Here is a 24,308-nt window from a genome sequence, read left to right as displayed (position 1 = left end):
CACACTCGCGTCCCTACGTTCGAGCCTCACTTCCAAATGCATGTCACCCAGAAGTGTGTCGCGGTTTGTGGGAATGACATGCACGCTGCCAGGAGTTTTGAATGCCTTTGTTGACGCCGCACGAAGCCCTGATCCACCTGATGGTCATCACCTCGGCTTCCGATCGGGACATGACCGATGTCGAGCTGGCGCGGATCGGCGACGTCGTCCGTTCCTGGCCGGTTTTCGTCGACTTCAACCAGGACAGGCTGATTCCAGTGGCGCAAGCCTGCCAGAAGGCGCTGCATGAGAAGGGTGGGCTGGAAGGCGTGCTGGCCCGCATTGCCGAAGCGCTGCCGGAGCGGCTGCGCGATACAGCCTACGCCGCCGCTTTCGAGGTCGCCGCCGTCGATCTCGAAATGCGCATGGAGGAGGTCAGGGTGCTGCAGCTCATCCGCCTCAAGCTCGATCTCGACACGCTGACCGTGGCCGCGATAGCGCGAGCGGCCAAGGCGCGCCTACGCACGCTGACTTAGCGTTGGCAGCAACCTTCAGAAGAAGCTGACGGGAAAATAGCGCAGATAGAACTCGGCGAAGGTGCCCTTGATCGAGATTTCCTGCAGCGCATAGTCGAAGGCGGCGGCCAGCGCCGGATCGCCCGCCCTGGTGGCGATCGCCATGCCCGAGCCCAGATATTCCGGCGCCAGATACGGACCGCCAGCAAAGCGGCAGCAGCCGGCCGCGTCGGAGCCGCCCAGCCAGAAGGCGAAACGCATGCCGTCGCCGAAGGCGGCGTCGACCTTGCCGGCCTTGAGATCGGCATAGAGGGCTTCCGGTGTTTCGAAGGTCACCACCTGCACGGTGCTGAAGTAATCGCGCAGCATTTTCTCATGCGCCGAGCCGGCGACGACGCCGACCCGCTTGCTGCGCAGCTTGTCGAGGATCGGCTCGGCGAAGGCCTTCGCCTTCGGCATGATGAAGCGTGCCGGGAACTGCATATAGGAGCGCGAGAAGGCGTATTTCTCGCGGCTCGCTGGCGTCGCCGCGATGCCGGCAATGATCGCCTCGCCCTCGCCCTTCTGCAGGGCATCCTCCAACTCGTTCCACGGCAGGGCCTGGATCTGGCATTTCTCGGCGACGCCCAATTCCGCGCAGATTGCCCGCGCCAGGTCGATGTGGAAACCGGACAGGCGACCCGCGCCGTCGAGGAAGTTGAAGGGCGGAAAATCGGTGGTTGTGAGGAATCTGAGTCGCGGCAGAGCGGAGAGATCGGGTTTCGGCAACCGCTCCTTGGCATCCCACAGCACCGGCACCTGCGGCTCCGCGCCTTGAGTCGCGCCGGCAAAGGGCAATACGCCGGCAAGTGCGGACATCAGGGCCAGAGTTATCCACCGCAAGATCACGATATGGCTCCGCCCTCGTCCCCGTTCGCAGGCTTTTCGTATGAAAATGATGCAGGCACAACGGTTTTTGATTTCAAGCGGTTAAATTAAGCGTATGGTTCAACCCGTTGCAAACGACCCTGCGCGCCGGAAGGGGGAAGCTACCGGCTTTGCGGAGATCATTGCGACCCGTGGTTGATGGCGAAGGGGTGTTCGAGCGTCTACTATCGGCAATGAAAAAGCAGAAGCAACATGGGGTAGATGTTGCGATGGGCCTGTTTGACAGAACTCTGGAATATATTGACCAGTTGCAGAATGCTGGCACCGCGGCGGCGGTTTGCGAGAGGCTGCTGGGCGTCACTTCGAATTTCGGCCTGACCGCCCTGATGGCGGGAACCGTGCCGCAACCTGGCACGCCACGCGGCCGGCAGAAACAGCATGTGATGCTTTGCGATTGGCCCGGGGAATGGCTGGAGCGCTACGTGGCGCGCAACTATGTCGACCACGATCCGGTCGTCAGTCACATGAAGCAGCTTCAGGCGCCGTTCCAATGGCGGGACGCGTCCAAGAACGCCGTAATCGACAAGAGCAGCGACGAGGTCATGGGCGACGCGCGCCAGTTCAAGCTGCGCGATGGTCTTGCGTTTCCGTTGGTGACGCTCGACGGCCAGATCGTCATGGTCTCGCTGGGCGGTGAATCCGTTGAACTGTCGGACCAGGAATTCGGAATGGTCTCGCTGGCGTCGACCTATGCGATCGGCCGCGCCATGCAACTGCACACCAAGGCCGACAGCGTCGTCGATCATATAGAATTGACGGCACGTGAGCGGGAATGCCTGCAATGGGCGGCCGTTGGCAAGTCCGAATGGGAGATATCTCAAATTTTAGGCATCTCGGAACATACTTCCGAGAAACATCTTCTCAACGCCAAGAGCAAACTCGGCGCAGCCAATCGGGTGCAGGCAGTCGCGGAAGCGATCAGGCGTGGCTATATTAGCTAGGTCGGCCGTGCCGAGCTGGAAAATTTCAGCCTACGCGATCACGTGATATTTCCAGAAAAGCGCAGCCGAATCTCCCTCTTGGGAGAGGGCTAATGATTTCTTAACGCCAAATCAAACTGGGCACCGCCAACCGTGTGCAGGCTGTCGCGGAGGCGATTAGGCGTGGCTATATTAGCCGGATCGGCCGTGCTGGCCTAGAATTCTTGCCTACGCGTTCGCGTAATATTTTGGGGAAAGCCCGGCCGTATCATCCTCTTAAGCCCAGGAGACGGCTAATGCTTTTTGCCCTTACCACTCAGGAATTGATGGAACGCCCCGACCTTTGGGAGGCCGTCCATCGCCTGCGCTACAAGATCTTCGTCGAGGAGATGGGATGGACCGATCTCGACCGTCCCGACCAGCTCGAGATAGATCAGTTCGACCATGACGAGGCCGAACACCATCTTGTGATCCGCAACGGCGAACTGGCCGGTTACCAGCGCATGCTGCCGACGACGCGGCCGCATCTTCTGACGGACGTGCTGTCCGATCTCTGCGAGGGGCAGTCCCCCTCGGGACCGAATGTGTGGGAACTGACCCGCTACGCGGTGGCTCCGGGTTTTCGTGACGGCAAGCGCGGCGTCTCGACGGTCGGCACCGAACTGATCGCCGGCTTCGTGGAATGGGGCCTGAAGCGCAACGTCAACCAGGTCATCATCGAGTTCGAGCCGATGTGGGTGCTGAGAGCCCTGCAACTGCACTTCCTGGCAAAGCCGCTGGGCTACCAGCGCACCTATGGCAACCAGCAGGTCGTCGCGACCCTGCTCACCTTCACCGAGCATACGCTCGAGGTCGTGCGAGCCCGCCGCAACCACTTCCTGCCGGTGCTGAACCGGGGTTATCCGGGCCTGCTTGGCCTGAAGCAGGCTTCGTGAGCCGGGAGGTGATCATGAGTTTCCATCCCGAACCGGAACTGCGCGGCCATACACTGGTCGTCACCGTGTCCTCGCATGACGGCCGGCCGGTGCTAGATCGGCATGCCTATGCGAGCCTTGCCAGGACCCTCCACGAGGCGGCCGTCAATGACGAGGTCCGCGTCGTCATGCTGCGCGGCCTTGCCGGATGCTTCTGCCTTGGCGGCGATTTCTCGGAGTTCCTCGATGCCACCAAGCACCGGGAACTGATCGCCGCGGTCACCGACATGTTCCGCATGCTGGCGACCTTCCCCAAGCCGGTGCTTGCCTGCGTCGACGGCGATGCCGTCGGCGTCGGCTGCACCATCCTGTTCCACTGCGACATGGTGATCGCCTCGAAGGGCAGCACCTTCAGGGTGCCGTTCGTCGATTTCGGCCTGGTGCCGGACGCGGCGACCAGCATCCTGGCGCCCCAGAAGCTCGGCTATGCGGGCGCCTTCCGCTTCTTCTGCCTGGGCGACACGCTCGGCGTCGAGGATGCCAAGGCCCTCGGCCTTGTCGGCGAGATCGTGACGGAAGGCAGCGCCGAGGAAGCAACGCTGGCGAGGGCGAAACAGCTCGCCAAGAAGCCGGTGGCGGCATTGCTGCAGACGCGGAGCCTTCTCAAGGGCGATACGGCGGTGTTGTGCGATCGTATCGACCACGAGATCACGCTGTTCCAGCAGGCGCTTCAGGATGACACCACGCTGAAGCGGCTGCAGCGGATCGCCCGCCTAGCCGCCTGAGCGGCCGGCATGAAAGTCTCAGCGCCGCGCGAGCCGAAAGCCGCGCGGCGCTGTAATTCATGCTCTTGATTGGTGTATCCCGTTTTTCCGGGACCGCCGCGCACCTCCGGGCGACAGTGCGTCAGTCCTTCAGGAACCCCGGCCCTTCGCCGATGATCTTCTTGTCGGGCTTGCCGACGGCATCCAGGTCGCGGCCATCATAGGGCAGCGACAGAAGGATACGCTGGATCACCGCAAGCCGGGCGCGGCGCTTGTCGTTGGCGCGCACGATGATCCAGGGCGAGAATTCCTTGTGCGTGCGCTCGACCATCTGGTCGCGCGCCTTGGTGTACTCGTCCCATTTGCTGACGCCGGCGATGTCGATCGGCGAGAACTTCCAGTTCTTCAGCGGCGACCAGCGGCGGTCATGGAACCGCTCGAGCTGGGTCTCGCGACCGATATTCAGCCAAAATTTGAAGAAATGGATGCCTTCGTTGCAGATCATCCGTTCAAAATGCGGTGTCTCGTCGAGGAATTTCTCATGTTGCTCCGGCGTGCAGAACCCCATGACCGGCTCGACACCGGCCCGGTTGTACCAGGAGCGGTCGAAGGTGACGAATTCGCCCGAAGTCGGGAAATGGTCGACATAGCGCTGATAATACCATTGCCCGGCCTCGGTCGGCGTCGGCTTGGTCAGCGCGACGTTGCGGGCAGTGCGCGGGTTCATGTACTGCCGCAGCACGAAGATCGTGCCGCCCTTGCCGGCCGCGTCTCTGCCCTCGAACAGCGCCATCACCCGCTTGCCGGTCGCCTGAAGCCAGGCCTGCGCCTTGACCAGTTCGATTTGCAGCCCTTCGAGCTCCTTTTCGTAGTCCTCGCCCTTCATCTTCTTGTCGTAAGGATAGGCGCCGGCCGTCAGCTTGTTGTCCTCGATCCAGTCCGGCAGGACCGGATTGTCGATGTCGAACTCGCGCTCCTTGCCGCCGATCTTGATCTTGATCGGTGTTGTGGCGGGTGCCGCTTCAGCCGTTTGCTTGGCTTTTTTCATCCGGACGAACCTTTCCAGTTTGCGGACTCATGCTATGGAGCCTTGGCGGCGTGGCGCTCCCTCCGGACGCTTACACGCCGTAGCATTTTGATTTTGCGCATGAACCTTCGCGAAAATCGATCCTGATTTTCAAGAAGCCCATGCGTCGGGCCGGTCCAGCGAGCCGCTGACCGGTCGACGGGATGCGGGGTAGCACGGGCCTATGGCAGAGACCGGCGCGGGGCAGGACAGCAGGGGGCAAGCCTGGGCGGCGCGGCTTCGGGGCAACCGCTGGCTGCTTGCCGCGGGCGTTGTCGCGGTCATCGCCGTCTATTCTTTCGCCGGCGCTTCAATCTACGTGCTGGTGCCGGCTTTGGCCCTGTTGGCGGCCGCGGCGATGCTGCCCGCGGACGCCGAGCGCCGGTCGACCGAGACAGGCGCGGCGATCGAGGCCAGCGGACTGCAGCGGCTCTCCGGCGAGTATCTGGCGGCCGCGGTCGCCGATCCGCTGATCATTTTCGACCATTCCGCCGCGATGGTTCACGCCAACGCCGCCGCCTTCGCCGCTTTCGGCGGCCTGGCGCCGGGCATGTCTCTGGCATTGAAGTTTCGCGCGCCGGAAATGCAGGCGCTGCTGGACGGCATCCTGTCGGGCGAGGTCGCCGCCGATGCGGTCGACTACACCGAAAAGCTGCCGGTGGAGCGGACATACCGGGTCAGCGCGTCAACGGTCGGCCATGCCACAGGCCTTTATGTGCTGGTGTTCAAGGATCAGAGCGAGACGCGCCGCATCGACCGCATGCGGGCCGACTTCATCGCCAATGCCAGCCATGAATTGCGCACGCCGCTCGCCTCGATCGCCGGCTTCATCGAGACGCTGCGCGGGCCGGCCCGGAACGATCCGGCGGCGCGCGACCAGTTCCTGCAGATCATGCAGAACCAAACGGGACGCATGGCCCGCCTGATCGACGATCTGCTCTCGCTCTCGCGACTGGAGATGAAACCTTATCTGAGGCCGGGCACTGCGGTCGATCTTCGCCAGACGATCGACAGCGTCATCGATTCGCTCGAGCCGCTGGCCAGCGAGAACGGCATCGTCATCGAGCGGGACTTCATCGATGGCCCGGTTTCCGTCCCCGGCGACCGCGACGAACTCTTCCAGGTTTTCGAGAATCTCCTGGAGAATGCCTGCAAATACGGCCAGTCAGGCGGACGCGTGACCGTATCCATGGCACGCGTCGAGGACGGTCAGGACCCAGGCATCGACGTCACCATAAGAGACTACGGTCCGGGCATTGCCGAAGAACACATCCCGCGCATAACCGAACGCTTCTACCGCATCGATGTCGAAAACAGCCGCACCCAGAAAGGCACCGGGCTTGGCCTTTCGATCGTCAAGCATATATTGAGCCGTCATAACGCAAGATTGTCGATCAAGTCGGAAGTCGGCAAGGGTGCGGCGTTCACGGTTCATTTGCCGGCTCGCTGATCGTGTACCGGTTGCCAACCGAGATTTTCTTCTTTCTGTCATGCGGTTCGCGTATCAGCGACAGATTGAGGGAACGCACCAGCCGGCACAAACCGGGAAGGCATATCGATGCAGTCCGTGCATACAGTCAGTGCCTATGACGAAGAGCTGAAATTCCTGTCCAAGCGCATCGCGGCGATGGGCGGCCATGCCGAGCGCATGGTCGAACAGGCTGTCGCGGCCCTCGTCAATGTCGACCATGGCCTTGCCCAGAAGGTCATCCAGGACGACATCGTCCTCGACGAGGGGCAGCGCGAGATCGATGACAAGGCCATCATCATCATCGCCAGGCGCCAGCCGATGGCGACGGATTTGCGTGAGATCGTCGGCGCGATCCGCATCTCGGCCGATATCGAGCGGGTCGGCGATCTTGGCAAGAACGTCGCCAAGCGCGTCGCCTCGGTCGACGGGCGCCAGCCGAACAGCCTTTTCCGCGGTCTGGAGGCGCTTGCCAACCTGGCGCTGACGCAGCTCAAGGAAGTGCTCGACGTCTACGCCTCGCGCTCGGTCGAGAGGATCGGCTTCGTGCGCGATCGTGACGACCAGATCGACGCCATGTACACCTCGCTGTTCCGCGAGCTTTTGACCTACATGATGGAAGATCCGCGCAACATCACGCCCTGCACGCATCTTCTGTTCTGCGCCAAGAATATCGAGCGTATCGGCGACCATGCGACCAACATCGCCGAGACCATCTACTACATCGTCACCGGCGACCAGATGCCCGCCGAACGGCCGAAGGGCGACAAGACCGACAAGGTGGTGCTGCCAGGCACGGTGCCGGCTAAGTGAATTCAGGCCCCTCGAACGGTTTTCTGATTTAGGCTAAGCTCTCCAGTGCGTTTCACCGTTTCACGGAAGCGGCGAAACGCCCAACTATTGTTTTTACGCAATTCCGGGCGGAAAACCGCTCACACTTTTCCTGGAATTGCTCCAGGCACGGCGAATTGTCAGTCGCAGTCTCGGGAGGTTTGCGATGGAACAAGTTCGAAACCTGACCCCGGCCCCAACGTCGGGCATCATTGCGTCCAGCGTCTATTTGGGCGGCAAGCGTGTCGCCGACATCGCGATCGAACAGGCCGGCGAATGGGCGGCCAAACCCGGCCATGTCGTCTGGATTGGCCTGCTCGAGCCCGACCGCAACCTTCTGCTTAGGGTGCAAGCGCAATTCCACCTGCATGACCTCGCGATCGAGGACGCCGAGCACCCGCATGCGCGCCCGAAGATCGAGCAATATGGCGATGCCCTGTTCATCGTCGCCCGCACCGCGCAATTGATCGACGGTCGCGTCACTTTCGGCGAGACGCATCTGTTCGTCGGCACCGGCTACATCGTCAGCGTCCGGCACGGCCCGTCGACCTCCTACGCCGCCGTTCGCCAGCATTGGGAAAGCTGCCCGCATTCACTGGCCAAGGGTGAGGATTTCGTCCTCTACGCCATCCTCGATTTCATCGTCGACAATTACATGCCGGTGCTGGAGCAGATCGAAGACGAGGTCGAGGCGATCGAGGACAAGGTGCTTCTGAAGCCGATGACTGGTTCGGATATCGAGCGCCTCTACATGCTGCGCCGCGATCTCCTGCGGCTGCGCAACGCGGCCTTGCCGCTCGTCGAGGTCTGCCGCCGGCTGACCAGCGCCGACCTGCCGCAGATCCATGCCGCCATGCATCCGCTGTTTCGCGATGTGACCGACCACATCCGCACCGTGCAGGAAAAGATCGACTCCCTGCGCGAGGTTCTGGCCTTCGCTTTCGAAGCCAGCCTGCTCGTCGGACAGAGCCAGGAAACGGCGATCTCGAAGAAGCTCGCCTCATGGGCCGCCATCCTGGCGGTGCCCACCGCCTTCGCCGGCATCTACGGCATGAACTTCTCCGACATGCCGGAACTGAAGATGGAATATGGCTATCCCATCATCCTGCTGGTGATGGCCGCGATCTGCTCGTTCCTGTATTGGCGATTCAAGAAGAATGGGTGGCTGTGAAGAGAGGGGAGTAGGGCAGTAAGGCAGTAAGGCAGTAAGGCAGTAAGGGAGTGGTCATACGGAGCGACTGGCGAAACGTCGCGCGTGAAGCGCTCTTTCCCCTATTCCCCTCCTGCCTTACTCCCCTATTCCCTTATTCCCTTATCTTGCCCTGCGCCGTTCCGCCGCCGGCTGGAACGCAACCCGGGAATGATACTTGCAATACGGTCCCGTTTCGGCGGCGTCGTTGCCGCAGAAGCTGAAGTCTTCCGAGAGCGGGTCGCCATTCGGCCATTTGCAGGTGCGTTCGGTCAGCTCGACGAGCTGCAGATTGCGCGAGATCGGAACCACCACGTTCTCGACCGGGCGGATGTAGTGGCGCGCGACCGGCTCGGCGTCGAACTGCACCTGCAGCGCGGTGGCGCCGATGGTGGCGGTCACATGGCGCGCCGGGCTCGCCGCGCGGGCCACCGATTTCTGCATCGAGGCGCCTTGCGTCGCCTTCTTCTGGCGCGCCGGGGCAGCCGTCGCGCGGCCGCGGCCCGACAGCTTCAGGCGATGCACCTTGCCGATGACGGCATTGCGGCTCACTCCGCCAAGCTGTGCGGCAATCTGGCTGGCGCTCAGGCCCTCCGACCACAATTTCCTGAGAAGTTCTACCCGCTCGTCAGTCCAGTTCATGAGACCGCGCTCCTGCTAATGCGTGCGGCAGCCAGAATCCTTTCCCGAGCCGGCTCTCGCCGGGCAAACGACACCACATGTACCGGGTGATCTAGGTCCGCCGCACGAAATATAGTTATTTCTCGACTACAATTACCTTATGCGCTGACTCGGTGACAAGAGTCCCAAAGGCAACACCGATTCGGTTTTTACGGTTTTCCCCAACTTGCCTGACCACTGATGGGCCGGAGTGGCGTCGGGGCTTGCCACGCGCTTCTGCGTGACGTTTTCGTTGACTTCATGGCCGAAAAACATGATAAGCCGCAAAGGCCGCCGCATTGGCGGCTTTTTTGATTTCCGGTTCCGGAGACGCATATAATGAGCGGTTCGGCGCTTTACGAGACCTTTGCCCGCGCACCCCTGGCCTTCGACCGTGGGGAGGGGACTTGGCTGGTCACCGACAAGGGCGAGCGATATCTCGACTTCGCGGGCGGCATCGCGGTGAATTCGCTGGGCCACAGCCATCCGCATCTGGTCGCGGCGCTCACCGAACAGGCCGCCAAGCTCTGGCACGTCTCCAATCTCTACGAGATCCCGGAACAGCGCCGGCTGGGCGAGCGGCTGGTCGATGCCACCTTTGCCGACAAGGTGTTCTTCACCAATTCAGGCGCCGAGGCGCTGGAATGCGCCATCAAGACGGCCAGGCGCTATCAGTTCGTCAAGGGCCATCCGGAGCGGTTTCGCATCATTACCTTCGAAGGCGCCTTCCACGGCCGCACGCTGGCGACGATCGCCGCCGGCGGCCAGTACAAATACCTCGAGGGCTTCGGGCCCAAGGTCGAAGGCTTCGACCAGGTTGCATTCGACGACATCGATGCCGCGGAAAAGGCGATCACGGCGGAGACCGCGGCCATCCTGATCGAGCCCGTGCAGGGCGAGGGCGGCATACGCCCGGTGCCGACGCAGTCCTTGAAACGGCTGCGGCAGCTCTGCGACCAGCACGGCCTGCTTCTGATCTTCGACGAGGTCCAGTGCGGCATCGGCCGCACCGGCAAGCTGTTCGCGCATGAATGGGCCAGCGTCACGCCCGACCTGATGGCGATCGCCAAGGGCATCGGCGGCGGCTTCCCAATGGGCGCCTGCCTCGCCACGGATGAGGCGGCGACCGGCATGACCGCCGGCGTGCACGGCACCACCTTCGGCGGCAATCCGCTGGCGATGGCGATCGGCAACGCCGTGCTCGACGTGGTGCTGGCCGACGGCTTCCTCGAGGATGTGCAGCGCAAGGCTCTGTTGTTGAAGCAGGGCCTTGCGGCGGTCGCGGACGAATTTCCCGAGGTCATCGAAGGCATCAGGGGAACCGGCCTGATGCTCGGCCTGAAATGCGCCATGCCCAACACCAAGGTGAACATGGCGCTGCGCGACCAGCATCTGCTTGCCGTGCCGGCCGGCGACAACGTGATCCGCCTCCTGCCGCCGCTCACCGTCACCGACGAGGAGATCGGCGAGGCGCTGAGGCGCATCCGCGGCGGCGCCAAGGGCCTGACCGACGCGATAGCGGCCGAAGCCGCGAAATAAGTTCTGGAACCTGCCGATGAGCGTGCGCCACTTCACCGATCTATCCGCCGTTTCGGCGGGCGACCTGCGTATCATGCTGGACGACGCGATGGCGCGAAAGACCAGGCTCAAGGCGGGTGAGCGCTCAAAACCGCTCGACGGCAAGGTGCTGGCCATGATCTTCGACAAGCCCTCGACGCGCACGCGCGTGTCCTTCGATGTCGGCATGCGTCAGCTCGGCGGCGAGACGATCATGCTGACCGGCACCGAGATGCAGCTCGGACGCTCGGAGACCATCGCCGACACGGCGAAAGTGCTGTCGCGCTATGTCGACGCCATCATGATCCGCACCACCTCGCACGACCGGCTGATCGAGCTCACCGAGAACGCCACGGTTCCGGTCATCAACGGGCTGACCGACGACACGCATCCCTGCCAGCTCATGGCCGACATCATGACCTTCGAGGAGCATCGCGGCCCGGTGGCCGGCAAGACCTTTGCCTGGACCGGCGACGGCAACAATGTGCTGCACTCGTTGCTCGAAGCCTCGGCCCGGTTCCGTTTCAACTTGAATGTCGCGGTGCCGGAAGGCAGCGAGCCTTTCGAGAAATATGTCGACTGGTCGAAAGCCAATGGCGGCAAGGTCCGGTTTGCCAAATCCGCCGAAGAAGCCGTCGACCAGGCCGATTGCGTCGTCACCGACAGCTGGGTCTCGATGGGCCAGGAGCACCGTGCTCGCGGCCACAACGTCTTCCTGCCCTATCAGGTCAACGCGGCGCTTATGGCTAAGGCCAAGCCCGATGCGTTGTTCATGCACTGCCTGCCGGCGCATCGCGGCGAAGAGGTCACCGACGAGGTGATCGACGGGCCGCATTCCGTGGTCTTCGATGAGGCCGAGAACCGGCTGCACGCCCAGAAGGCGGTGCTGGCCTGGTGCCTGGGCGCTTGAGAGCGGCGGACCTGGCTTCCGGTCCGATCGGGGTCAACTTGATCTGGGGACAGGTGATGCCTATTTGCGGGCCATCACGTAAATTGAACGCGCTTCGACGCATGCGGCTCATCGGGTTGCATGGCTGCGCCCCGGAGTTTTGTCATGTTGGAAACCCAGACCTTGGCTGAGCATAAACCCCAACTCGGTGAATTCGGCTTCGCCGGCGACGACCACGTCGTGCCTTACGAGGTCGCGCCGCTCGATGTGCGCGGCCGCACCGTGCAGCTCGGGCCGATGCTCGACGCTATTTTGAGCCGCCACAATTATCCCGAGCCCGTCGCCCGCCTGCTGGCGGAAGCCTGCGTGCTCACCGTGCTGCTCGGCACCTCGCTCAAATTCGAAGGCAAGTTCATCCTGCAGACCCGCACCGACGGGCCGGTCGACATGCTGGTGGCCGATTTCACCACGCCGCAGGCGTTGCGTGCCTATGCGCGCTTCGACGCCGACCGGCTGCAGGCGCTGACCGACGCCGGCGAGACCTCGCAGCAGGCTCTGCTCGGCAACGGCGTCCTGGCTCTGACCATCGACCAGGGCGCGCACACGCAGCGCTATCAGGGCATCGTCCAGCTCGACGGCACATCGCTGGAGGATGCCGCGCGCACCTATTTCCGCCAGTCGGAGCAGATCCCGACCGATATCAAGATGTCGGTCGCCAAGCTGGTCACGCCCGGCCCGGGCGGCGCGCGCGAGCAGTGGCGGGCAGGCGGCATCCTGGCGCAGTTCCTGCCGCAGGCGCCGGAGCGCATGCGCATTCCCGATATTTCGGGCGGCGACGGCGACGACCGCGAGCTGACGGACCACCCGGCCGACAATTCCTGGCAGGAATTGCTGGCGCTGCTGGGCACCATCGAGCCGACCGAGCTGATCGACCCGACCGTGGGCGCCGAGCGGCTGCTTTACCGGCTGTTCCACGAGCACGGCGTGCGCGTCTTCCGCAGCGTGCCCGTCGACTACCAGTGCTCCTGCTCGCGCGAGAAGATCCACGGCATCCTCCAAGGCTTTTCGGCCGAGGAGATCAAGGACTCGACCGAGGAGGGCGGCATCCACGTCGCCTGCGAGTTCTGCTCGACGCAATACGACTTCGATCCGGCCGAGTTCGTGGTGGAGTAACACCCATTCCTTCTCCCCGTTCCACGCAGGGCTGTCCGGGGAAAGGTTCGGGTGAATCGAAATGCCGCATGTGCATGCCCCGTAAGACGGGGATTTTCCGTCTACCTTCTGGTTGTCGAGACTCAGAAAGGGAACGGGGCATGCGCTTTACGCCTAGCATTCTTGGCAAGCTGGTTGAACCGATCAATCGTCGCCGCTTCCAGACGATTGTGGATAGCCATGACGGGGATGCGTATGACAAGTCGTTCAAGAGCTGGGACCATCTCGTGGTGTTGATCTATGCTCAGCTCAGCGGCGCGACGAGCCTTCGCAGCCTGCAAGCCGGCTGGAACGCCAACTGCCAGCACCATTACCACCTCGGCAGCGACCTGTTGCGGCGCTCGACCTTGTCGGACGCCAACCGGCGCCGCCCTGTAGCCGTCTTCGCCGAGACGTTCGCCCTGCTTGCAGGCCAACTCGACCGGCAGATGCGTCGCGAAGGCAGTGCCATGCTGCGGCTGATCGATTCCACGCCCATCCCGCTCGGCAAGCTTTGCGACTGGGCCAAGTCGAACGGCCGCATCCGCGGCATGAAGCTGCATATCGTTATGATCCAGACAGCGACTGTCCGCGCGTCCTCGACATCACCGATGCCAACGTCAACGACGCCCAGATCGGCCGCACCATCTCTATCGAAGACGGTGCGACCTACGTGTTCGACAAGGGTTACTGCCACTACGGCTGGTGGACGGCGATCGCGGCGGCGCAAGCCTTCTTCGTCACCCGGCCCAAAACCAACATGGGGCTCAAGCTGGTGTGCGATCGTCCCCTCGCAGCCATGCACGGCGATGGCTTCACCGTGCTTGAGGATGCCGAGGTGAGCTTTGCCAGCAAAGGCGATTCCAAACTGCCGATCCGCTTGCGTCGCATCATCGTGAAGCGAGACGAAGGCGACACCATCACGCTGCTGACCAACGATCTCGAGCGCTCGGCCGCCGACATAGCAGCCCTCTACAAGGGGCGCTGGCAGATTGAGCTCCTGTTCCGCTGGATCAAGCAGCACCTCAAGATCCGTAAGTTCCTCGGCAACAATGACAACGCCATCCGCCTGCAGCTCTTCGCCGCCATGATCGCCTATGCGCTGTTGCGCATTGCAGCGCGCGCATATCGCGTTGCACTGCCGATCCTGCGCTTCACCGACCTGGTGACACGATGCCTGTTCGAGCGGCGCCACATCGCCGCCATCGACAAACCGCCGCCCGTCAATCCAAGTCGAAGGTACCCCCGCTGCTCTCCCGATCAGATGAGCCTCGACTATGTCTAACTTTCCCCGGACAGCCCTGCGTTCCACGGGGAGAAGGTGCCCGAAGGGCGGATGAGGGGCAGCGCGAACCTCCACGAAGATTGCGCCGGCACCAACGCTGCCATCTCACTCAACGAAAATTCTCGGAAGCCGGCGCCGCCCCTCATTGCCCTGCCTGTCCAGCGGATAGATGGGTAACACTTTGAACCGGATACATAGGTAACAGTTTTCTCTCCCTATGATGCGGTCGCCGCAGCGCCAAGCGGTCGGCTTGGCGCGGCGCTGCGGCGAACCAGTTTCATGTGCTTCTCATCGATGAAGCCGAGCGGATGGGTGTGGAAGCGCATCGTCCACTCGCCATCCTCGGTCTCTTCAATGGCAATCGGTTCGCCGGCCAACGTGGCCGAGACATAGATCTCGGTGCCCCGCCATTTGACCGCGCCGTTCTGGCGCACGCCGCGCACCGCTGCCTCGGTCGGATAATCGGGTTCAGGGGCTGTCTTCGGCATCGGTCGGGTCGAGGGGCGGTAATGCTGTGCCGGGGTGTCCATGCCCAGCGCCTCGTGCGGACGCTCCTCATTGTAGCTGCGCCGGAAGTTCTCGAAGGCCCTGGCTTGAGCCGCTTTGTCAGCCTTCGGTGCATCGGCCATCGGCAGCATGGTCAGATGGAAACGCTCATGGCGCCCGTTCTGCTGCGGCTTGCCTGGCTGGATGCGCTCCAGGGCGATGCCGAGCTTAATGAAGCGCACTGCCAGCGGCGTCAGCCCTGTGACGCCGGCCGACGCAAAGGGTGGGCCATTGTCGCTTCGAATGCGATCCGGCAGACCGTTTTCCTCAAACAATCGCTCAAACACCGGCCACGCCTCCTCGTCGGCCGTCGAGCCCGTCGCCTCGAGCCCCAGCAGGTAGCGGCTCAATGCATCCATCACCGTCAATGGCTCGCAGCGCCAGCCGTCACGGGTCCGGAACCAGCCCTTGTGGTCTACCGTCCACACCGCATTCGGCGCCGCAGGCTCCGGCCATGGCCCATTGCCCACAGCCCGCCAGCGCCGGCGCCGGCGTCCCACAAGACCATGCCGCTTCAGGATCTCGCCAGCTGTCGAGACTGCCGGCCAGCCACAACTGGGCTCCGCCCGCTTCAGCCGCGCCATGATCTTCTTCGGCCCCCACAGCGGATGCGCTTCCTTCTCCGCCACGATCCGCTCCACCAGCTCGGCTGCCGTTGCTCGGCCGTGATCGAGCGGCGCCCGCGGCCGGTCGTGCAGGCCTTCCGGCCCGGTCTCCCGGTAACGCCCAAGCCATTTGTAGCCGGTCTTGCGTGAGATCTCGAAGGCCGCGCAAAGCTGCGTCATCGTCTCCTCGCCAGCTAGGCATTCAACAACAAAACGAAGCCGCTCATCCATGATGCCAGTCTCTCGCCAAACCATCGCCGGTCCTCCCGGCTGGCAAGAAAACTGTCACCCATCTAATCGGTCCATTCTGTTACCTATCTATCCGGTTCGGACATGCCGGGCATTTCTCCCCGTAAAACGGGGAGAAAGTGGCTAATTCACCGTCCGCCTTGTACCTGGCATGTCGAGTGAGAAAGCCGGAATGGCGATGTCGAACGTCTCGCCGCGGCCGTTGCGCATCGTGTAGTGGCCGACCATGATGCCCGACGGTGTCGAGAGCGGGCAGCCTGACGTGTATTGATAGCTGTCGCCGGGATTGAGCTCCGGCTGGTCGCCGACGACCCCGGCGCCGCGCACCTCCTCGACACGGCCCTGGCCATCGGTTATGTGCCAGTAGCGCGACAAAAGCTGCACGAAATCGTCGGAGCGGTTGTCGATCGTCACCTGATAGCCCCAGACATAGCGGTTCTCCGACGGATCGGATCTATCCTCCAGATAGAAGGGTCTGACCAGCACTTCGATGTTGCGCGTCACTGCGCGATACATGGGCCACTCCGGTTGCCGCCGCGGAACATTTTGTCGCGCTTCGCTGTTAAACGCGCCGCGCCGACCATCCTGCCAGCCTTGTAGCGCACGTGCCGAAAAACAATGTCATTTAAGTGACACATGACAATGTTGGTGTGCACAAACCGTGCCGGGCGACTCGGGCGCTCTGTGACTGATGAAATGGTCGCATGCGGCCAAGAGCAATTCCAGGAAAAGTGTGAGCGGTTTTCCGTCCGGAATTGCGTGAAAACAAAGAGATAGAGTGACCAGATCTCGATGGAACTGACTATCGCAGCCGGCCTGGCTTCGTCAGCCCTTCTTTTCTCGAACCTCGCCAGCATCCTGCTCGCCGCGTCGCGGCTGAAACGAAGACATGTCATTGCGCCGCCCGTCGGCGCGCAGCCGGTCTCGATCATCGTTCCTTCGCGCGGCGTCGAGCCGTTCACGCAGGAGACCCTTCAGCGCGCCTTCTCGCTCGACTGGCCGCGCTATGAGCTGATCTTCTGCGTCGCGCATGCCGAGGACCCGGTGGTGAGGCTCATCGATGCGGCGATAGCGCGCCACCCGAAGGTTCCGGCGCGGTTGTTGATCGGCGACGACCATATCAGCGCCAATCCCAAGCTCAACAACTGCGTCAAGGGCTGGCAGGCGGCGCGGCACGATTGGGTCGTCCTCGCCGATTCCAACGTGCTGATGCCGAGGGACTATGTCCAGCACCTGATGGCGGCATGGCGGCCGGATACCGGCCTCGTCTGCTCGACGCCGATCGGTTCGCGGCCGGACGGCTTTTGGGCCGAAGTCGAATGCGCCTTCCTCAACACGCTGCAGGCGCGCTGGCAATATGCCGGCGAGGCGCTCGGCCTCGGCTTCGCCCAGGGCAAGAGCATGCTGTGGAACAAGCCGATGCTGGACGCCAATGGCGGCATCCAGGCCTTGGCCGCCGAGATCGCCGAGGACGCGGCCGCCACCAAGCTGGTCAATGGCCTGGGCCTGCGCGTCAATCTCGTCGCCTCGCCTTTCGAGCAGCCGCTCGGACAGCGCAGCTTCGCCGAGATCTGGTCGCGACAGACGCGCTGGGCGCGGCTGCGCCGGGTCACGTTCCCGCTGTTCTTCACGCCAGAGATCCTGACCGGCGCGGCGGCGCCGCTCCTGCTGGCGCTGGTTGCCGCGGCAAGCGCCGGCGTCAGCCTGTCCACCACGGCTTTGTGGGTGCTGGCGATCGCCTACCTGCCGGAATGCCTGCTGGCCTTGGCCAAGGGCTGGTACCTGTCGCCGCGCAGCGTCACCGCGATGATCGCGCGTGACGCCATGCTGCCGGCCATCTGGGCGCGCGCCTGGTTCGGCGGCGCCGTCGAATGGCGCGGCAATGAGATGACCATCCGCACCCGCGCGCTGACAGAACTTGAGGAGATCGCCTGATCTCCCACGATGTTTTCCGGCTTATTTTGCCGCCTTCAGCGCCTGCTCGATGTCCTCCAGCAGATCGTCGGTGTCCTCCAGGCCGACCGAGAGCCTGAGCGTGCCGGGGCCGATGCCGAGCTCGGCACGTGCCTCGTCACTCAGGTTCTTGTGCGTCGTCGTCGCCGGATGGGTGATCAGGCTCTTGGCGTCGCCGAGATTGTTGGAGATCAGCACGATGTCGAGCGCGTTCTGGAAGGCGAAGGCCGCCTGCTTGCCGCCCTTGACGTCAAGGCAGATCAATGTCGAACCGCCCGACATCTGCTTCTTGACGATATCGGCCTGCGGATGATCGGCGCGGCCGGGATAGATGACGCGCGCGATCTCCAACCGGCCGGCCAGGAAATCGGCGATCCTGCCGGCGCTCTCGGTCTGCTGGCGCACGCGCAGCGGGAGCGTCTCCAGCCCCTTGAGCAGCGTCCACGCGTTGAAGGGCGACAGGCTGGGGCCGGTGTGGCGGAAATAGTCGTGCAGGTTTTCGTCGATCCATTTCTTGTCCGACAGGATGACGCCGCCGAGGCAGCGGCCCTGGCCGTCAATATGCTTGGTCGCCGAATAGACGACGATGTGAGCGCCGAGCTGCAGCGGCTTCTGCTGCAGCGGCGTGGCAAAGACGTTGTCGACGATAACGCGCGCGCCGATCGAATTGGCGAGCTTGGCGACCGCGGCGATGTCGACCACTTCCAGCGTCGGATTGGTCGGGCTTTCCAGGAAGAACAGCTTGGTGTTCGGGCGAACCGCCTTTTCCCAGTTGGCGATGTCGGTGCCGTCGATCAGCGTCGCCTGGATGCCGTAGCGCGGCGCCAGCGTCTCCACCACCCAGCGACAGGAGCCGAACAACGCGCGCGCCGCAACGATGTGGTCTCCTGCCTTCACGCTGCAGAGCAGGGCGGCGGAAACGGCGGCCATGCCGGAGGCGGTGGCGCGGGCATCCTCGGCGCCTTCCAGAGCGCACATGCGCTTTTCGAACATGTCGACGGTCGGGTTGGCGTAGCGCGAATAGATGAAGCCCGGTTCCTCGCCCTTGAAGCGGGCTTCCGCCGCCTGCGCCGTCTCATAGACATAGCCCTGCGTGAGATACATCGCCTCTGCGGTCTCGCCGTACTGGGAACGCAGCGTTCCGCCATGCACGAGTGCCGTTTGAGGTTTCCAGTTGCGCTTCTTGGTGCTCATAGCCCTGCTTCCAGACATAAAAAAACCGGCCGCGAAGTCGCAACCGGTCCATATAGCCTTGCGGCTCGACGGTCCTTTAGCGACTTGTTTAACGTGGCTGCAAGCCGACCGGCCAAATCACCACGGGATAACGACCCTTTAAATGAGCGCCGCGCTTGCGTCAATTGCCGGCTTCATTAAGAGGTTTGTACCAGCCGGACGGCAAGAGCCTGCCTAGGTCCTCGCCCGGCCTTGTGAACGGAGCCAGCCTTTGCGGCAGACAGGCATTCTTCCGGATCAGGACATCGCGGCGCTGTTTGAGGCGAACGCGCTCAAGTCGCCGCGCGCGCTGGACACCAACCAGATCCAGCCGGCCAGCCTCGATCTCAGGCTCGGCGACAAGGCCTATCGCGTGCGCGCCTCCTTTCTGCCGGGGCCCGATCATCTGGTCGCCGACAAGCTCGAACGGCTGAAGCTTCACGAGATAGACCTCACCGGCGGCGCGGTGCTGGAAACCGGCTGCGTCTATATCGTGCCTTTGCTGGAAAGCCTGGCATTGCCGGCCGAGGTTTCGGCCTCGGCCAATCCGAAGAGCTCGACCGGCCGCCTCGACATCTTCACGCGGGTCATGACCGATCGCGGCCATGAGTTCGACAAGATCGCCGCCGGCTATCACGGGCCGCTCTATCTCGAAGTCAGCCCGCGCACCTTCCCGATCGTCGTGCGCGCCGGCTCGCGGCTGTCGCAGATCCGTTTCCGCATCGGCAATGCCGTGCTTTCGGAAAGCCAGCTGCGCGACCTTCACCGTGCCGAGATGCTGGTCGCCACCGAGCCGCCCAATATTTCCGGCGGCGGCATCGCGCTCTCCATCGACCTCGACGGCGACAAGGACGGGCTTGTCGGTTATCGCGGCAAGCACCACACCGGCCTGGTCGATGTCGACAAGCGCGCCGCGCAGGATGTCGTCGACTTCTGGGAGCCGATCTATAAGAGCGGCGCCGGCGAGATCGTGCTCGACCCTGACGAATTCTACATCCTGGTCAGCCGCGAAGCGGTGCACGTGCCGCCGCTCTATGCCGCCGAGATGACGCCCTTCGATCCGCTGGTCGGCGAGTTCCGCGTCCACTATGCCGGCTTCTTCGATCCGGGCTTCGGCCATTCCGCCGCCGGCGGCAGCGGCAGCCGCGCCGTGCTCGAAGTGCGCAGCCACGAAGTGCCTTTCATCCTCGACCACGGCCAGATCGTTGGCCGCCTCGTCTACGAGCACATGCTGAAGCGTCCGCAGGCGCTCTACGGCACCGATCTCGGCTCGAACTATCAGGCGCAGGGCCTGAAGCTTTCCAAGCATTTCAGGGCCGCGCGCTGAGCTGCCAACCTCCCCCCTTGAGGGAGGGGGAGATGCCCGGCAGGGCAGAGGGGAGCGCGAAGGATCGCGGCCTTTGTATTTGAGGCAGGTGAGGGCTTCCGAGGTCTGAGCTTGAACGAGTGGAGACGCTGGCGGGACAGCGCCCCCCTCTGGCCTGCCGGCCATCTCCCCCACGAGGGGGAGATCACCCTTCCTACAGCGCCTTCACCGCCACCTTCACCGGATTTTCGATCTCCAGCGGATTGCGCAGCGGAAGCCCGAAATCCGGCGCCTCGATCTCGAACGTGTCGCCGGCCTCGGTCTTGATGCCGTCGGCGAAGGAGAGCGTCGCGGTGCCGAACATATGCACATGCACGTCGCCCGGCTGGCGGAAGGCCGAATATTTGAAGTGGTGGTGCTCGAGATTGGCGATGGTGTGCGACATGTTCGCCTCGCCCGACAGGAACGGCTTTTCCCAGAGCAGCTTGCCGTCGCGCCAGATGCGCGATGCGCCGCGGATGTCGGCCGGCAGGTCGCCGATCAGGATCTCGGGGCCGAACGAGGCATTGCGCAGCTTGGAATGGGCGAGGAACAGATAGTTCACCCGCTCGGTGACATGATCGGAGAACTCGTTCGACAGCGTGAAGCCGACGCGGAACGGCGCGCCATCATCGCCGATGACATAGATGCCGGCGATCTCGGGCTCCTCGCCGCCGTCCTGCGCGAAGGCCGGCGACATCAGCGGCGCGCCCGGCGCCACCGCCATCGTGCCGTTGCCCTTGTAGAACCATTCCGGCTGCACGCCGACCTGGCCTTTGGCCGGCTTGCCGCCTTCGAGCCCCATGCGGAACATCTTCATGGAATCGGTGAGCTCCTGCTCGCCGCCCTCGCTGAGCTTCTTGTGCATGGAATCGCGCGTCGCCGCGGAGCCGAGATGCGTCAGCCCGGTGCCGGTGAGATGCAGATGCGCCGGGTCCGGATGGTTGATCGGCGAGACCAGCCTCCCCCTCTTGTAGGCGGCATCGAGATCGACCGTCTCGCCATAGCCCTTGCGCTCGATTAGCGCTTCGAGCCCGATGCCGGTGCGCGCGGCCTCCATCGCCAGCGAATAGACGCTGCGCGCGCCATTGATGACCCTGGTCTTGCCGCCGCCATTGCGGGCGACGACGCGGATCGTCTCGGCGTCGTCGAGGATCTGGGAGATCAGCATGTTCGAATCCTCTCTCATTTAGCGGCCGCCCGCGGGCAAGCCTTACCCGGCGCGGCGTGGAGCGATCCCCGCCGCGGTTGAAACTCTTCGTCCGGATTGCGTTCGCGCGCTCGGTCCTTGTGCGGACTTCTTGGCGCCGACGGGTTGCCGGCAGCGTCGCGATCTGGAACCCGTATGCCTCCTGAACTTTGTTCCGGCCCTTAAGCCTTGTTCTTGTTGTAGACGTCGAAGATGACGGCGCCGAGCAGCACCAGGCCCTTGACCACCTGCTGCCAGTCGACATTGACGCCCATGATCGACATGCCGTTGTTCATCACGCCCATGATGAAGCCACCGACCACGGCGCCGATCACCTGGCCGACGCCGCCCATTGCCGAGGCGCCGCCGATGAAGACGGCCGCGATCACGTCGAGCTCGCTGCCGAGGCCAGCGGCCGGCACGGCCTGGCCGAGGCGCGCCGCGATGATCAGGCCGCCGAGCGCCGACAGCACGCCCATGTTGATGAAGACCAGCAGCGTCAGCCGTTCGGTGTTGATGCCCGAGAGCTGCGCCGCCTTGGCGTTGCCGCCCATGGCGTAGATACGGCGGCCGATGGTCATGCGCTTGGTGACGAAGACGAACAGCGAGATGAGCACACCCATCACCAAGAGCACGACCGGCAGGCCCCGGTAGCTGGCGAACTGGAACACCAGGAACAGCGCCAGCGCGCTGCCGACCAGCGTCTTGATCACGAACAGCGGGAAGGGCTCCGCCTCATAGCCATGGCGCTCGCGCTTGCGCCGCGTCCTGAAACCGAAATAGGCATAGGCGAGCACGGCGATCAGGCCGAGCACGATCGTTGTCATATGCAGCGTCAAGCCGCTGCCGACGATGGTCTTGCCGGCGGCATTGACCGTCGGCGGGATCAGCACAAGCGGGCCGATGACGTCCGGGATGAAGCCCGAGCTCAGCGCCTTGAAGCTGTCCGGCAGCGGGCCGACCGACGAGCCGCCGCCGAGCAGCGCCTGGCAGATGCCGCGGAAGATCAGCATGCCGGCCAGCGTCACGATGAAGCTCGGTATCTTGTGATAGGCGATCCAGTAGCCTTGCGCCGCGCCGATCAGCGCGCCGACGATCAGGCAGACGATCGAGACCACCAATGGATTCGAGAATATGCCGAGCGGCCAGATGACCATCATCATCGCGGCAAGCGCGCCGATGAAGCCTGCCACCGATCCCACGCTGAGGTCGATATAGCCGGCGACGATCACCAGGAGCATGCCCAGCGCCATCACGATGATGAACGAGTTCTGCTGCACCAGGTTCGAGAGGTTGACCGGTTTGAACAGCGTGCCCGACGTCGTGTACTGGAAGAACAGCATGATGACGATCAGCGCGATGATCAGGCCGTATTCGCGCAGGTTCGTCGTCAGCGCCGACACGGCGATGCGTGGACCCTGCTTGACGTCTTCGGCTGTGCCGCTTTGCGGTGCGGGAGCGCTTTCTGTGCTCATGATGCTTTTTTTCCTTCTCCGCGAACGATGGCGCGCATGATTTTTTCCTGGCTGGCTTCGCTTGCCGCCATTTCGCCGACGATACGCCCTTCGTTCATCACATAGATGCGGTCGGTGATGCCGAGCAATTCGGGCATTTCCGACGAGATGACGATGATCGCTTTGCCCTCGGCGGCGAGGCGGGCGATGATCGTATAGATTTCGTACTTGGCGCCGACGTCAATGCCGCGGGTCGGCTCGTCGAGGATCAAGACTTCCGGATCGGCGAACAGCCATTTCGACAGCACCACCTTCTGCTGGTTGCCGCCCGAAAGGTTGCCTGTCAGCTGATAGACGCTGGAGGCGCGGATATTGGTCTTCTTGCGGTAGTCGTTGGCGACGCTCATCTCGCGCATGTCGTCGATGACGCCGCGGCTGGAAACGCCGCCAAGATTGGCCAAGGTCACATTGTGCTTGATGTGGTCGATGAGGTTGAGGCCGTAGGTTTTGCGGTCTTCCGTCACATAGGCGATGCGGTTCTCCACCGCCTTGCTCACCGACGAGAGGTCGAGCGGTTTGCCGTGGAGCGACACCTCACCGGTGATGTGCCGGCCGTAGGAGCGGCCGAACAGGCTCATCGCGAATTCGGTGCGGCCGGCGCCCATCAGCCCCGCAATACCCACCACCTCGCCCTTGCGCACATTGAGGTTTACGTTCTTGATCACCTGCCGCTCGGCGTGGATGGGGTGGTAGACCGACCAGTCCTTCACCTCGAAAATGACGTCGCCGATCTGCGGCTCGCGCGGCGGGTAGCGGTCGTCGAGGGAACGGCCGACCATCGAGGTGATGATGCGGTCTTCCGAGATGTCCTTCCTCGGCAAGGTCTCGATGGTGCGCCCGTCGCGGATCACCGTCACATTGTCGGCGACACGGTTCACCTCGTTCAGCTTGTGCGAGATCAGGATCGAGGTCATGCCCTGGCGCTTGAACTCGAGCAGGAGGTCGAGCAGCGCCTGGCTGTCCTTTTCGCTGAGCGAGGCCGTCGGCTCGTCCAGAATCAGGAGCTTCACTTCCTTGCTGAGCGCCTTGGCGATCTCGACCAGCTGCTGCTTGCCGACACCGATATTGGTGATCAGCGTCTTGGGATCCTCCTTGAGCCCGACCTTCTTGAGCAGGGCGGCCGTGCGCGTCTCATTGGCGTCCCAGTCGATGACGCCATAGCTGGCGTGCTCGTTGCCGAGGAAGATGTTTTCCGCGATCGAGAGCATCGGCACCAGGGCAAGCTCCTGGTGGATGATGACGATGCCCATATGCTCGCTGTCGTGAATGCCTTTGAAATTGCATTCCTGGCCGCGAAAGATGATTTGGCCATCATAGGTCCCGGACGGATAGACGCCCGACAGCACTTTCATCAGCGTCGACTTGCCGGCGCCGTTCTCGCCGACGATCGCGTGGATCTCACCTTCCTCGACGCTTAGATTGACGTTCGACAACGCCTTCACGCCGGGGAACGTCTTGGTGATGTCGCGCATCTCCAAAATCGTCGAGGCCATCGGGTCTGCTCCTTGGCGCACGCTTTCCATCATCGGAGAATGCCATG

The 24,308-nt window shown here is 63.2% G+C and carries 22 protein-coding genes, 1 pseudogene and 1 riboswitch; of the genes and pseudogenes, 14 read left to right on the top strand and 9 right to left on the bottom strand.

The window, feature by feature from the left end:
* The first annotated feature begins 101 nt into the window (after positions 1 to 101).
* Positions 102 to 515 carry a tellurite resistance TerB family protein gene (locus EJ072_RS08810; protein ID WP_126079355.1) on the top strand — a complete coding sequence of 138 codons (414 nt, stop codon included), beginning with the start codon at positions 102 to 104 and terminating at the stop codon, positions 513 to 515.
* Positions 516 to 530: 15 nt separating this feature from the next.
* Here the strand turns inward: EJ072_RS08810 and EJ072_RS08805 are convergent, their stop codons facing one another.
* Positions 531 to 1,352, bottom strand: a complete 822-nt coding sequence (locus tag EJ072_RS08805) for a transporter substrate-binding domain-containing protein (protein WP_189343263.1) — start codon at positions 1,350 to 1,352, stop codon at positions 531 to 533.
* A 278-nt stretch (positions 1,353 to 1,630) separates the two neighbouring features.
* On the opposite strand from EJ072_RS08805, the gene EJ072_RS08800 reads away from it, so the two are divergent.
* From EJ072_RS08800 to EJ072_RS08790, 3 genes are all read left to right on the top strand, one after another.
* Positions 1,631 to 2,362: a LuxR family transcriptional regulator gene (locus EJ072_RS08800; RefSeq protein ID WP_126064819.1), complete on the top strand. Its 732-nt coding sequence runs from the start codon at positions 1,631 to 1,633 to the stop codon at positions 2,360 to 2,362.
* Between the two features lie 275 nt (positions 2,363 to 2,637).
* Positions 2,638 to 3,276, top strand: a complete 639-nt coding sequence (locus tag EJ072_RS08795; RefSeq protein ID WP_126079353.1) for a GNAT family N-acetyltransferase — start codon at positions 2,638 to 2,640, stop codon at positions 3,274 to 3,276.
* 14 nt (positions 3,277 to 3,290) lie between these two features.
* Positions 3,291 to 4,040 carry an enoyl-CoA hydratase-related protein gene (locus EJ072_RS08790; RefSeq protein ID WP_126079352.1) on the top strand — a complete coding sequence of 250 codons (750 nt, stop codon included), beginning with the start codon at positions 3,291 to 3,293 and terminating at the stop codon, positions 4,038 to 4,040.
* A 121-nt stretch (positions 4,041 to 4,161) separates the two neighbouring features.
* On the opposite strand, the gene ppk2 is transcribed toward EJ072_RS08790, so the two are convergent.
* Positions 4,162 to 5,067, bottom strand: a complete 906-nt coding sequence (gene ppk2, locus EJ072_RS08785) for a polyphosphate kinase 2 (RefSeq protein ID WP_126079351.1) — start codon at positions 5,065 to 5,067, stop codon at positions 4,162 to 4,164.
* Between the two features lie 202 nt (positions 5,068 to 5,269).
* On the opposite strand from ppk2, the gene EJ072_RS08780 reads away from it, so the two are divergent.
* The 3 genes from EJ072_RS08780 to EJ072_RS08770 all read left to right on the top strand — a co-directional run bounded on the left by EJ072_RS08780 (position 5,270) and on the right by EJ072_RS08770 (position 8,555).
* Positions 5,270 to 6,535, top strand: coding sequence for an ATP-binding protein (locus tag EJ072_RS08780; protein ID WP_126079350.1), 1,266 nt, complete (start codon positions 5,270 to 5,272; stop codon positions 6,533 to 6,535).
* Positions 6,536 to 6,643: 108 nt separating this feature from the next.
* A complete protein-coding gene (phoU, locus tag EJ072_RS08775) occupies positions 6,644 to 7,366 on the top strand; it encodes a phosphate signaling complex protein PhoU (RefSeq protein ID WP_126079349.1) in 723 nt (240 codons plus the stop codon).
* A gap of 184 nt (positions 7,367 to 7,550) precedes the next feature.
* Positions 7,551 to 8,555: a magnesium and cobalt transport protein CorA gene (locus EJ072_RS08770; RefSeq protein ID WP_126079348.1), complete on the top strand. Its 1,005-nt coding sequence runs from the start codon at positions 7,551 to 7,553 to the stop codon at positions 8,553 to 8,555.
* Positions 8,556 to 8,696: 141 nt separating this feature from the next.
* Here the strand turns inward: EJ072_RS08770 and EJ072_RS08765 are convergent, their stop codons facing one another.
* Entirely contained in the window at positions 8,697 to 9,215 is a 519-nt protein-coding gene (locus EJ072_RS08765) for a GcrA family cell cycle regulator (RefSeq protein WP_042641251.1), read from the bottom strand.
* A gap of 357 nt (positions 9,216 to 9,572) precedes the next feature.
* Here EJ072_RS08765 and EJ072_RS08760 point away from each other — a divergent pair, with 357 nt between their 5' ends.
* The 5 genes and pseudogenes from EJ072_RS08760 to EJ072_RS08745 all read left to right on the top strand — a co-directional run bounded on the left by EJ072_RS08760 (position 9,573) and on the right by EJ072_RS08745 (position 14,155).
* Entirely contained in the window at positions 9,573 to 10,772 is a 1,200-nt protein-coding gene (locus EJ072_RS08760) for an aspartate aminotransferase family protein (RefSeq protein WP_126079347.1), read from the top strand.
* A 16-nt stretch (positions 10,773 to 10,788) separates the two neighbouring features.
* Positions 10,789 to 11,700 carry an ornithine carbamoyltransferase gene (argF, locus tag EJ072_RS08755; RefSeq protein ID WP_126079346.1) on the top strand — a complete coding sequence of 304 codons (912 nt, stop codon included), beginning with the start codon at positions 10,789 to 10,791 and terminating at the stop codon, positions 11,698 to 11,700.
* 120 nt (positions 11,701 to 11,820) lie between these two features.
* Positions 11,821 to 12,852, top strand: a complete 1,032-nt coding sequence (locus EJ072_RS08750; RefSeq protein WP_126079345.1) for an Hsp33 family molecular chaperone — start codon at positions 11,821 to 11,823, stop codon at positions 12,850 to 12,852.
* A 68-nt stretch (positions 12,853 to 12,920) separates the two neighbouring features.
* Positions 12,921 to 13,154 (top strand): annotated as a pseudogene (locus EJ072_RS36685) (DUF4372 domain-containing protein); the annotation flags it as partial.
* 230 nt (positions 13,155 to 13,384) lie between these two features.
* On the top strand, positions 13,385 to 14,155 hold the full coding sequence (locus EJ072_RS08745; RefSeq protein WP_245467259.1) for an IS4 family transposase: 771 nt from the start codon (positions 13,385 to 13,387) through the stop codon (positions 14,153 to 14,155).
* A gap of 215 nt (positions 14,156 to 14,370) precedes the next feature.
* On the opposite strand, the gene EJ072_RS08740 is transcribed toward EJ072_RS08745, so the two are convergent.
* Both EJ072_RS08740 and apaG read right to left on the bottom strand, forming a co-directional pair.
* Positions 14,371 to 15,561: an integrase core domain-containing protein gene (locus EJ072_RS08740; RefSeq protein WP_126078128.1), complete on the bottom strand. Its 1,191-nt coding sequence runs from the start codon at positions 15,559 to 15,561 to the stop codon at positions 14,371 to 14,373.
* 117 nt (positions 15,562 to 15,678) lie between these two features.
* Positions 15,679 to 16,071 (bottom strand): Co2+/Mg2+ efflux protein ApaG, encoded by a 393-nt coding sequence (apaG, locus tag EJ072_RS08735; protein ID WP_042641259.1) that lies wholly within the window; start codon positions 16,069 to 16,071, stop codon positions 15,679 to 15,681.
* Between the two features lie 276 nt (positions 16,072 to 16,347).
* Here apaG and EJ072_RS08730 point away from each other — a divergent pair, with 276 nt between their 5' ends.
* Entirely contained in the window at positions 16,348 to 17,490 is a 1,143-nt protein-coding gene (locus EJ072_RS08730; protein WP_126079344.1) for a ceramide glucosyltransferase, read from the top strand.
* A 21-nt stretch (positions 17,491 to 17,511) separates the two neighbouring features.
* On the opposite strand, the gene EJ072_RS08725 is transcribed toward EJ072_RS08730, so the two are convergent.
* Positions 17,512 to 18,702 carry an O-succinylhomoserine sulfhydrylase gene (locus EJ072_RS08725; protein ID WP_126079343.1) on the bottom strand — a complete coding sequence of 397 codons (1,191 nt, stop codon included), beginning with the start codon at positions 18,700 to 18,702 and terminating at the stop codon, positions 17,512 to 17,514.
* Positions 18,703 to 18,758: 56 nt separating this feature from the next.
* A riboswitch (SAM riboswitch) is annotated at positions 18,759 to 18,836 on the bottom strand.
* 116 nt (positions 18,837 to 18,952) lie between these two features.
* Here EJ072_RS08725 and EJ072_RS08720 point away from each other — a divergent pair.
* Complete coding sequence (locus tag EJ072_RS08720; protein ID WP_126079342.1) at positions 18,953 to 20,047, top strand: 2'-deoxycytidine 5'-triphosphate deaminase; 1,095 nt, start codon at positions 18,953 to 18,955, stop codon at positions 20,045 to 20,047.
* Positions 20,048 to 20,240: 193 nt separating this feature from the next.
* Here EJ072_RS08720 and araD1 read toward each other — a convergent pair whose 3' ends face one another.
* The 3 genes from araD1 to mmsA form a co-directional block, all read right to left on the bottom strand.
* Entirely contained in the window at positions 20,241 to 21,236 is a 996-nt protein-coding gene (gene araD1 / locus EJ072_RS08715; protein WP_126079341.1) for an AraD1 family protein, read from the bottom strand.
* A 200-nt stretch (positions 21,237 to 21,436) separates the two neighbouring features.
* Positions 21,437 to 22,729, bottom strand: a complete 1,293-nt coding sequence (gene mmsB, locus EJ072_RS08710; RefSeq protein ID WP_042641269.1) for a multiple monosaccharide ABC transporter permease — start codon at positions 22,727 to 22,729, stop codon at positions 21,437 to 21,439.
* Positions 22,726 to 24,261, bottom strand: a complete 1,536-nt coding sequence (mmsA, locus tag EJ072_RS08705; RefSeq protein ID WP_126079340.1) for a multiple monosaccharide ABC transporter ATP-binding protein — start codon at positions 24,259 to 24,261, stop codon at positions 22,726 to 22,728. Before mmsA ends, mmsB begins: the two co-directional genes overlap by 4 nt.
* Positions 24,262 to 24,308: the final 47 nt, after the last annotated feature.

This window comes from Mesorhizobium sp. M2A.F.Ca.ET.046.03.2.1 (assembly GCF_003952425.1).
Taxonomy (GTDB): Bacteria; Pseudomonadota; Alphaproteobacteria; order Rhizobiales; family Rhizobiaceae; genus Mesorhizobium.
This window is presented reverse-complemented; position numbering and strand designations above follow the sequence as displayed.

Coding starts and splice junctions, on each gene's coding strand:
- EJ072_RS08800 (WP_126064819.1), top strand. CDS start 1,631: ATGGGCCTGTTTGACAGAACTCTGGAATATATTGACCAGTTGCAGAAT.
- EJ072_RS08730 (WP_126079344.1), top strand. CDS start 16,348: ATGGAACTGACTATCGCAGCCGGCCTGGCTTCGTCAGCCCTTCTTTTC.
- araD1 (WP_126079341.1), bottom strand. CDS start 21,236: ATGCTGATCTCCCAGATCCTCGACGACGCCGAGACGATCCGCGTCGTC.
- mmsA (WP_126079340.1), bottom strand. CDS start 24,261: ATGGCCTCGACGATTTTGGAGATGCGCGACATCACCAAGACGTTCCCC.
- phoU (WP_126079349.1), top strand. CDS start 6,644: ATGCAGTCCGTGCATACAGTCAGTGCCTATGACGAAGAGCTGAAATTC.
- EJ072_RS08795 (WP_126079353.1), top strand. CDS start 2,638: ATGCTTTTTGCCCTTACCACTCAGGAATTGATGGAACGCCCCGACCTT.
- EJ072_RS08780 (WP_126079350.1), top strand. CDS start 5,270: ATGGCAGAGACCGGCGCGGGGCAGGACAGCAGGGGGCAAGCCTGGGCG.
- EJ072_RS08805 (WP_189343263.1), bottom strand. CDS start 1,352: ATGTCCGCACTTGCCGGCGTATTGCCCTTTGCCGGCGCGACTCAAGGC.
- EJ072_RS08810 (WP_126079355.1), top strand. CDS start 102: ATGCCTTTGTTGACGCCGCACGAAGCCCTGATCCACCTGATGGTCATC.
- ppk2 (WP_126079351.1), bottom strand. CDS start 5,067: ATGAAAAAAGCCAAGCAAACGGCTGAAGCGGCACCCGCCACAACACCG.
- EJ072_RS08740 (WP_126078128.1), bottom strand. CDS start 15,561: ATGGTTTGGCGAGAGACTGGCATCATGGATGAGCGGCTTCGTTTTGTT.
- EJ072_RS08765 (WP_042641251.1), bottom strand. CDS start 9,215: ATGAACTGGACTGACGAGCGGGTAGAACTTCTCAGGAAATTGTGGTCG.
- EJ072_RS08750 (WP_126079345.1), top strand. CDS start 11,821: ATGGCTGCGCCCCGGAGTTTTGTCATGTTGGAAACCCAGACCTTGGCT.
- EJ072_RS08770 (WP_126079348.1), top strand. CDS start 7,551: ATGGAACAAGTTCGAAACCTGACCCCGGCCCCAACGTCGGGCATCATT.
- apaG (WP_042641259.1), bottom strand. CDS start 16,071: ATGTATCGCGCAGTGACGCGCAACATCGAAGTGCTGGTCAGACCCTTC.
- mmsB (WP_042641269.1), bottom strand. CDS start 22,729: ATGAGCACAGAAAGCGCTCCCGCACCGCAAAGCGGCACAGCCGAAGAC.
- argF (WP_126079346.1), top strand. CDS start 10,789: ATGAGCGTGCGCCACTTCACCGATCTATCCGCCGTTTCGGCGGGCGAC.
- EJ072_RS08725 (WP_126079343.1), bottom strand. CDS start 18,702: ATGAGCACCAAGAAGCGCAACTGGAAACCTCAAACGGCACTCGTGCAT.
- EJ072_RS08760 (WP_126079347.1), top strand. CDS start 9,573: ATGAGCGGTTCGGCGCTTTACGAGACCTTTGCCCGCGCACCCCTGGCC.
- EJ072_RS08790 (WP_126079352.1), top strand. CDS start 3,291: ATGAGTTTCCATCCCGAACCGGAACTGCGCGGCCATACACTGGTCGTC.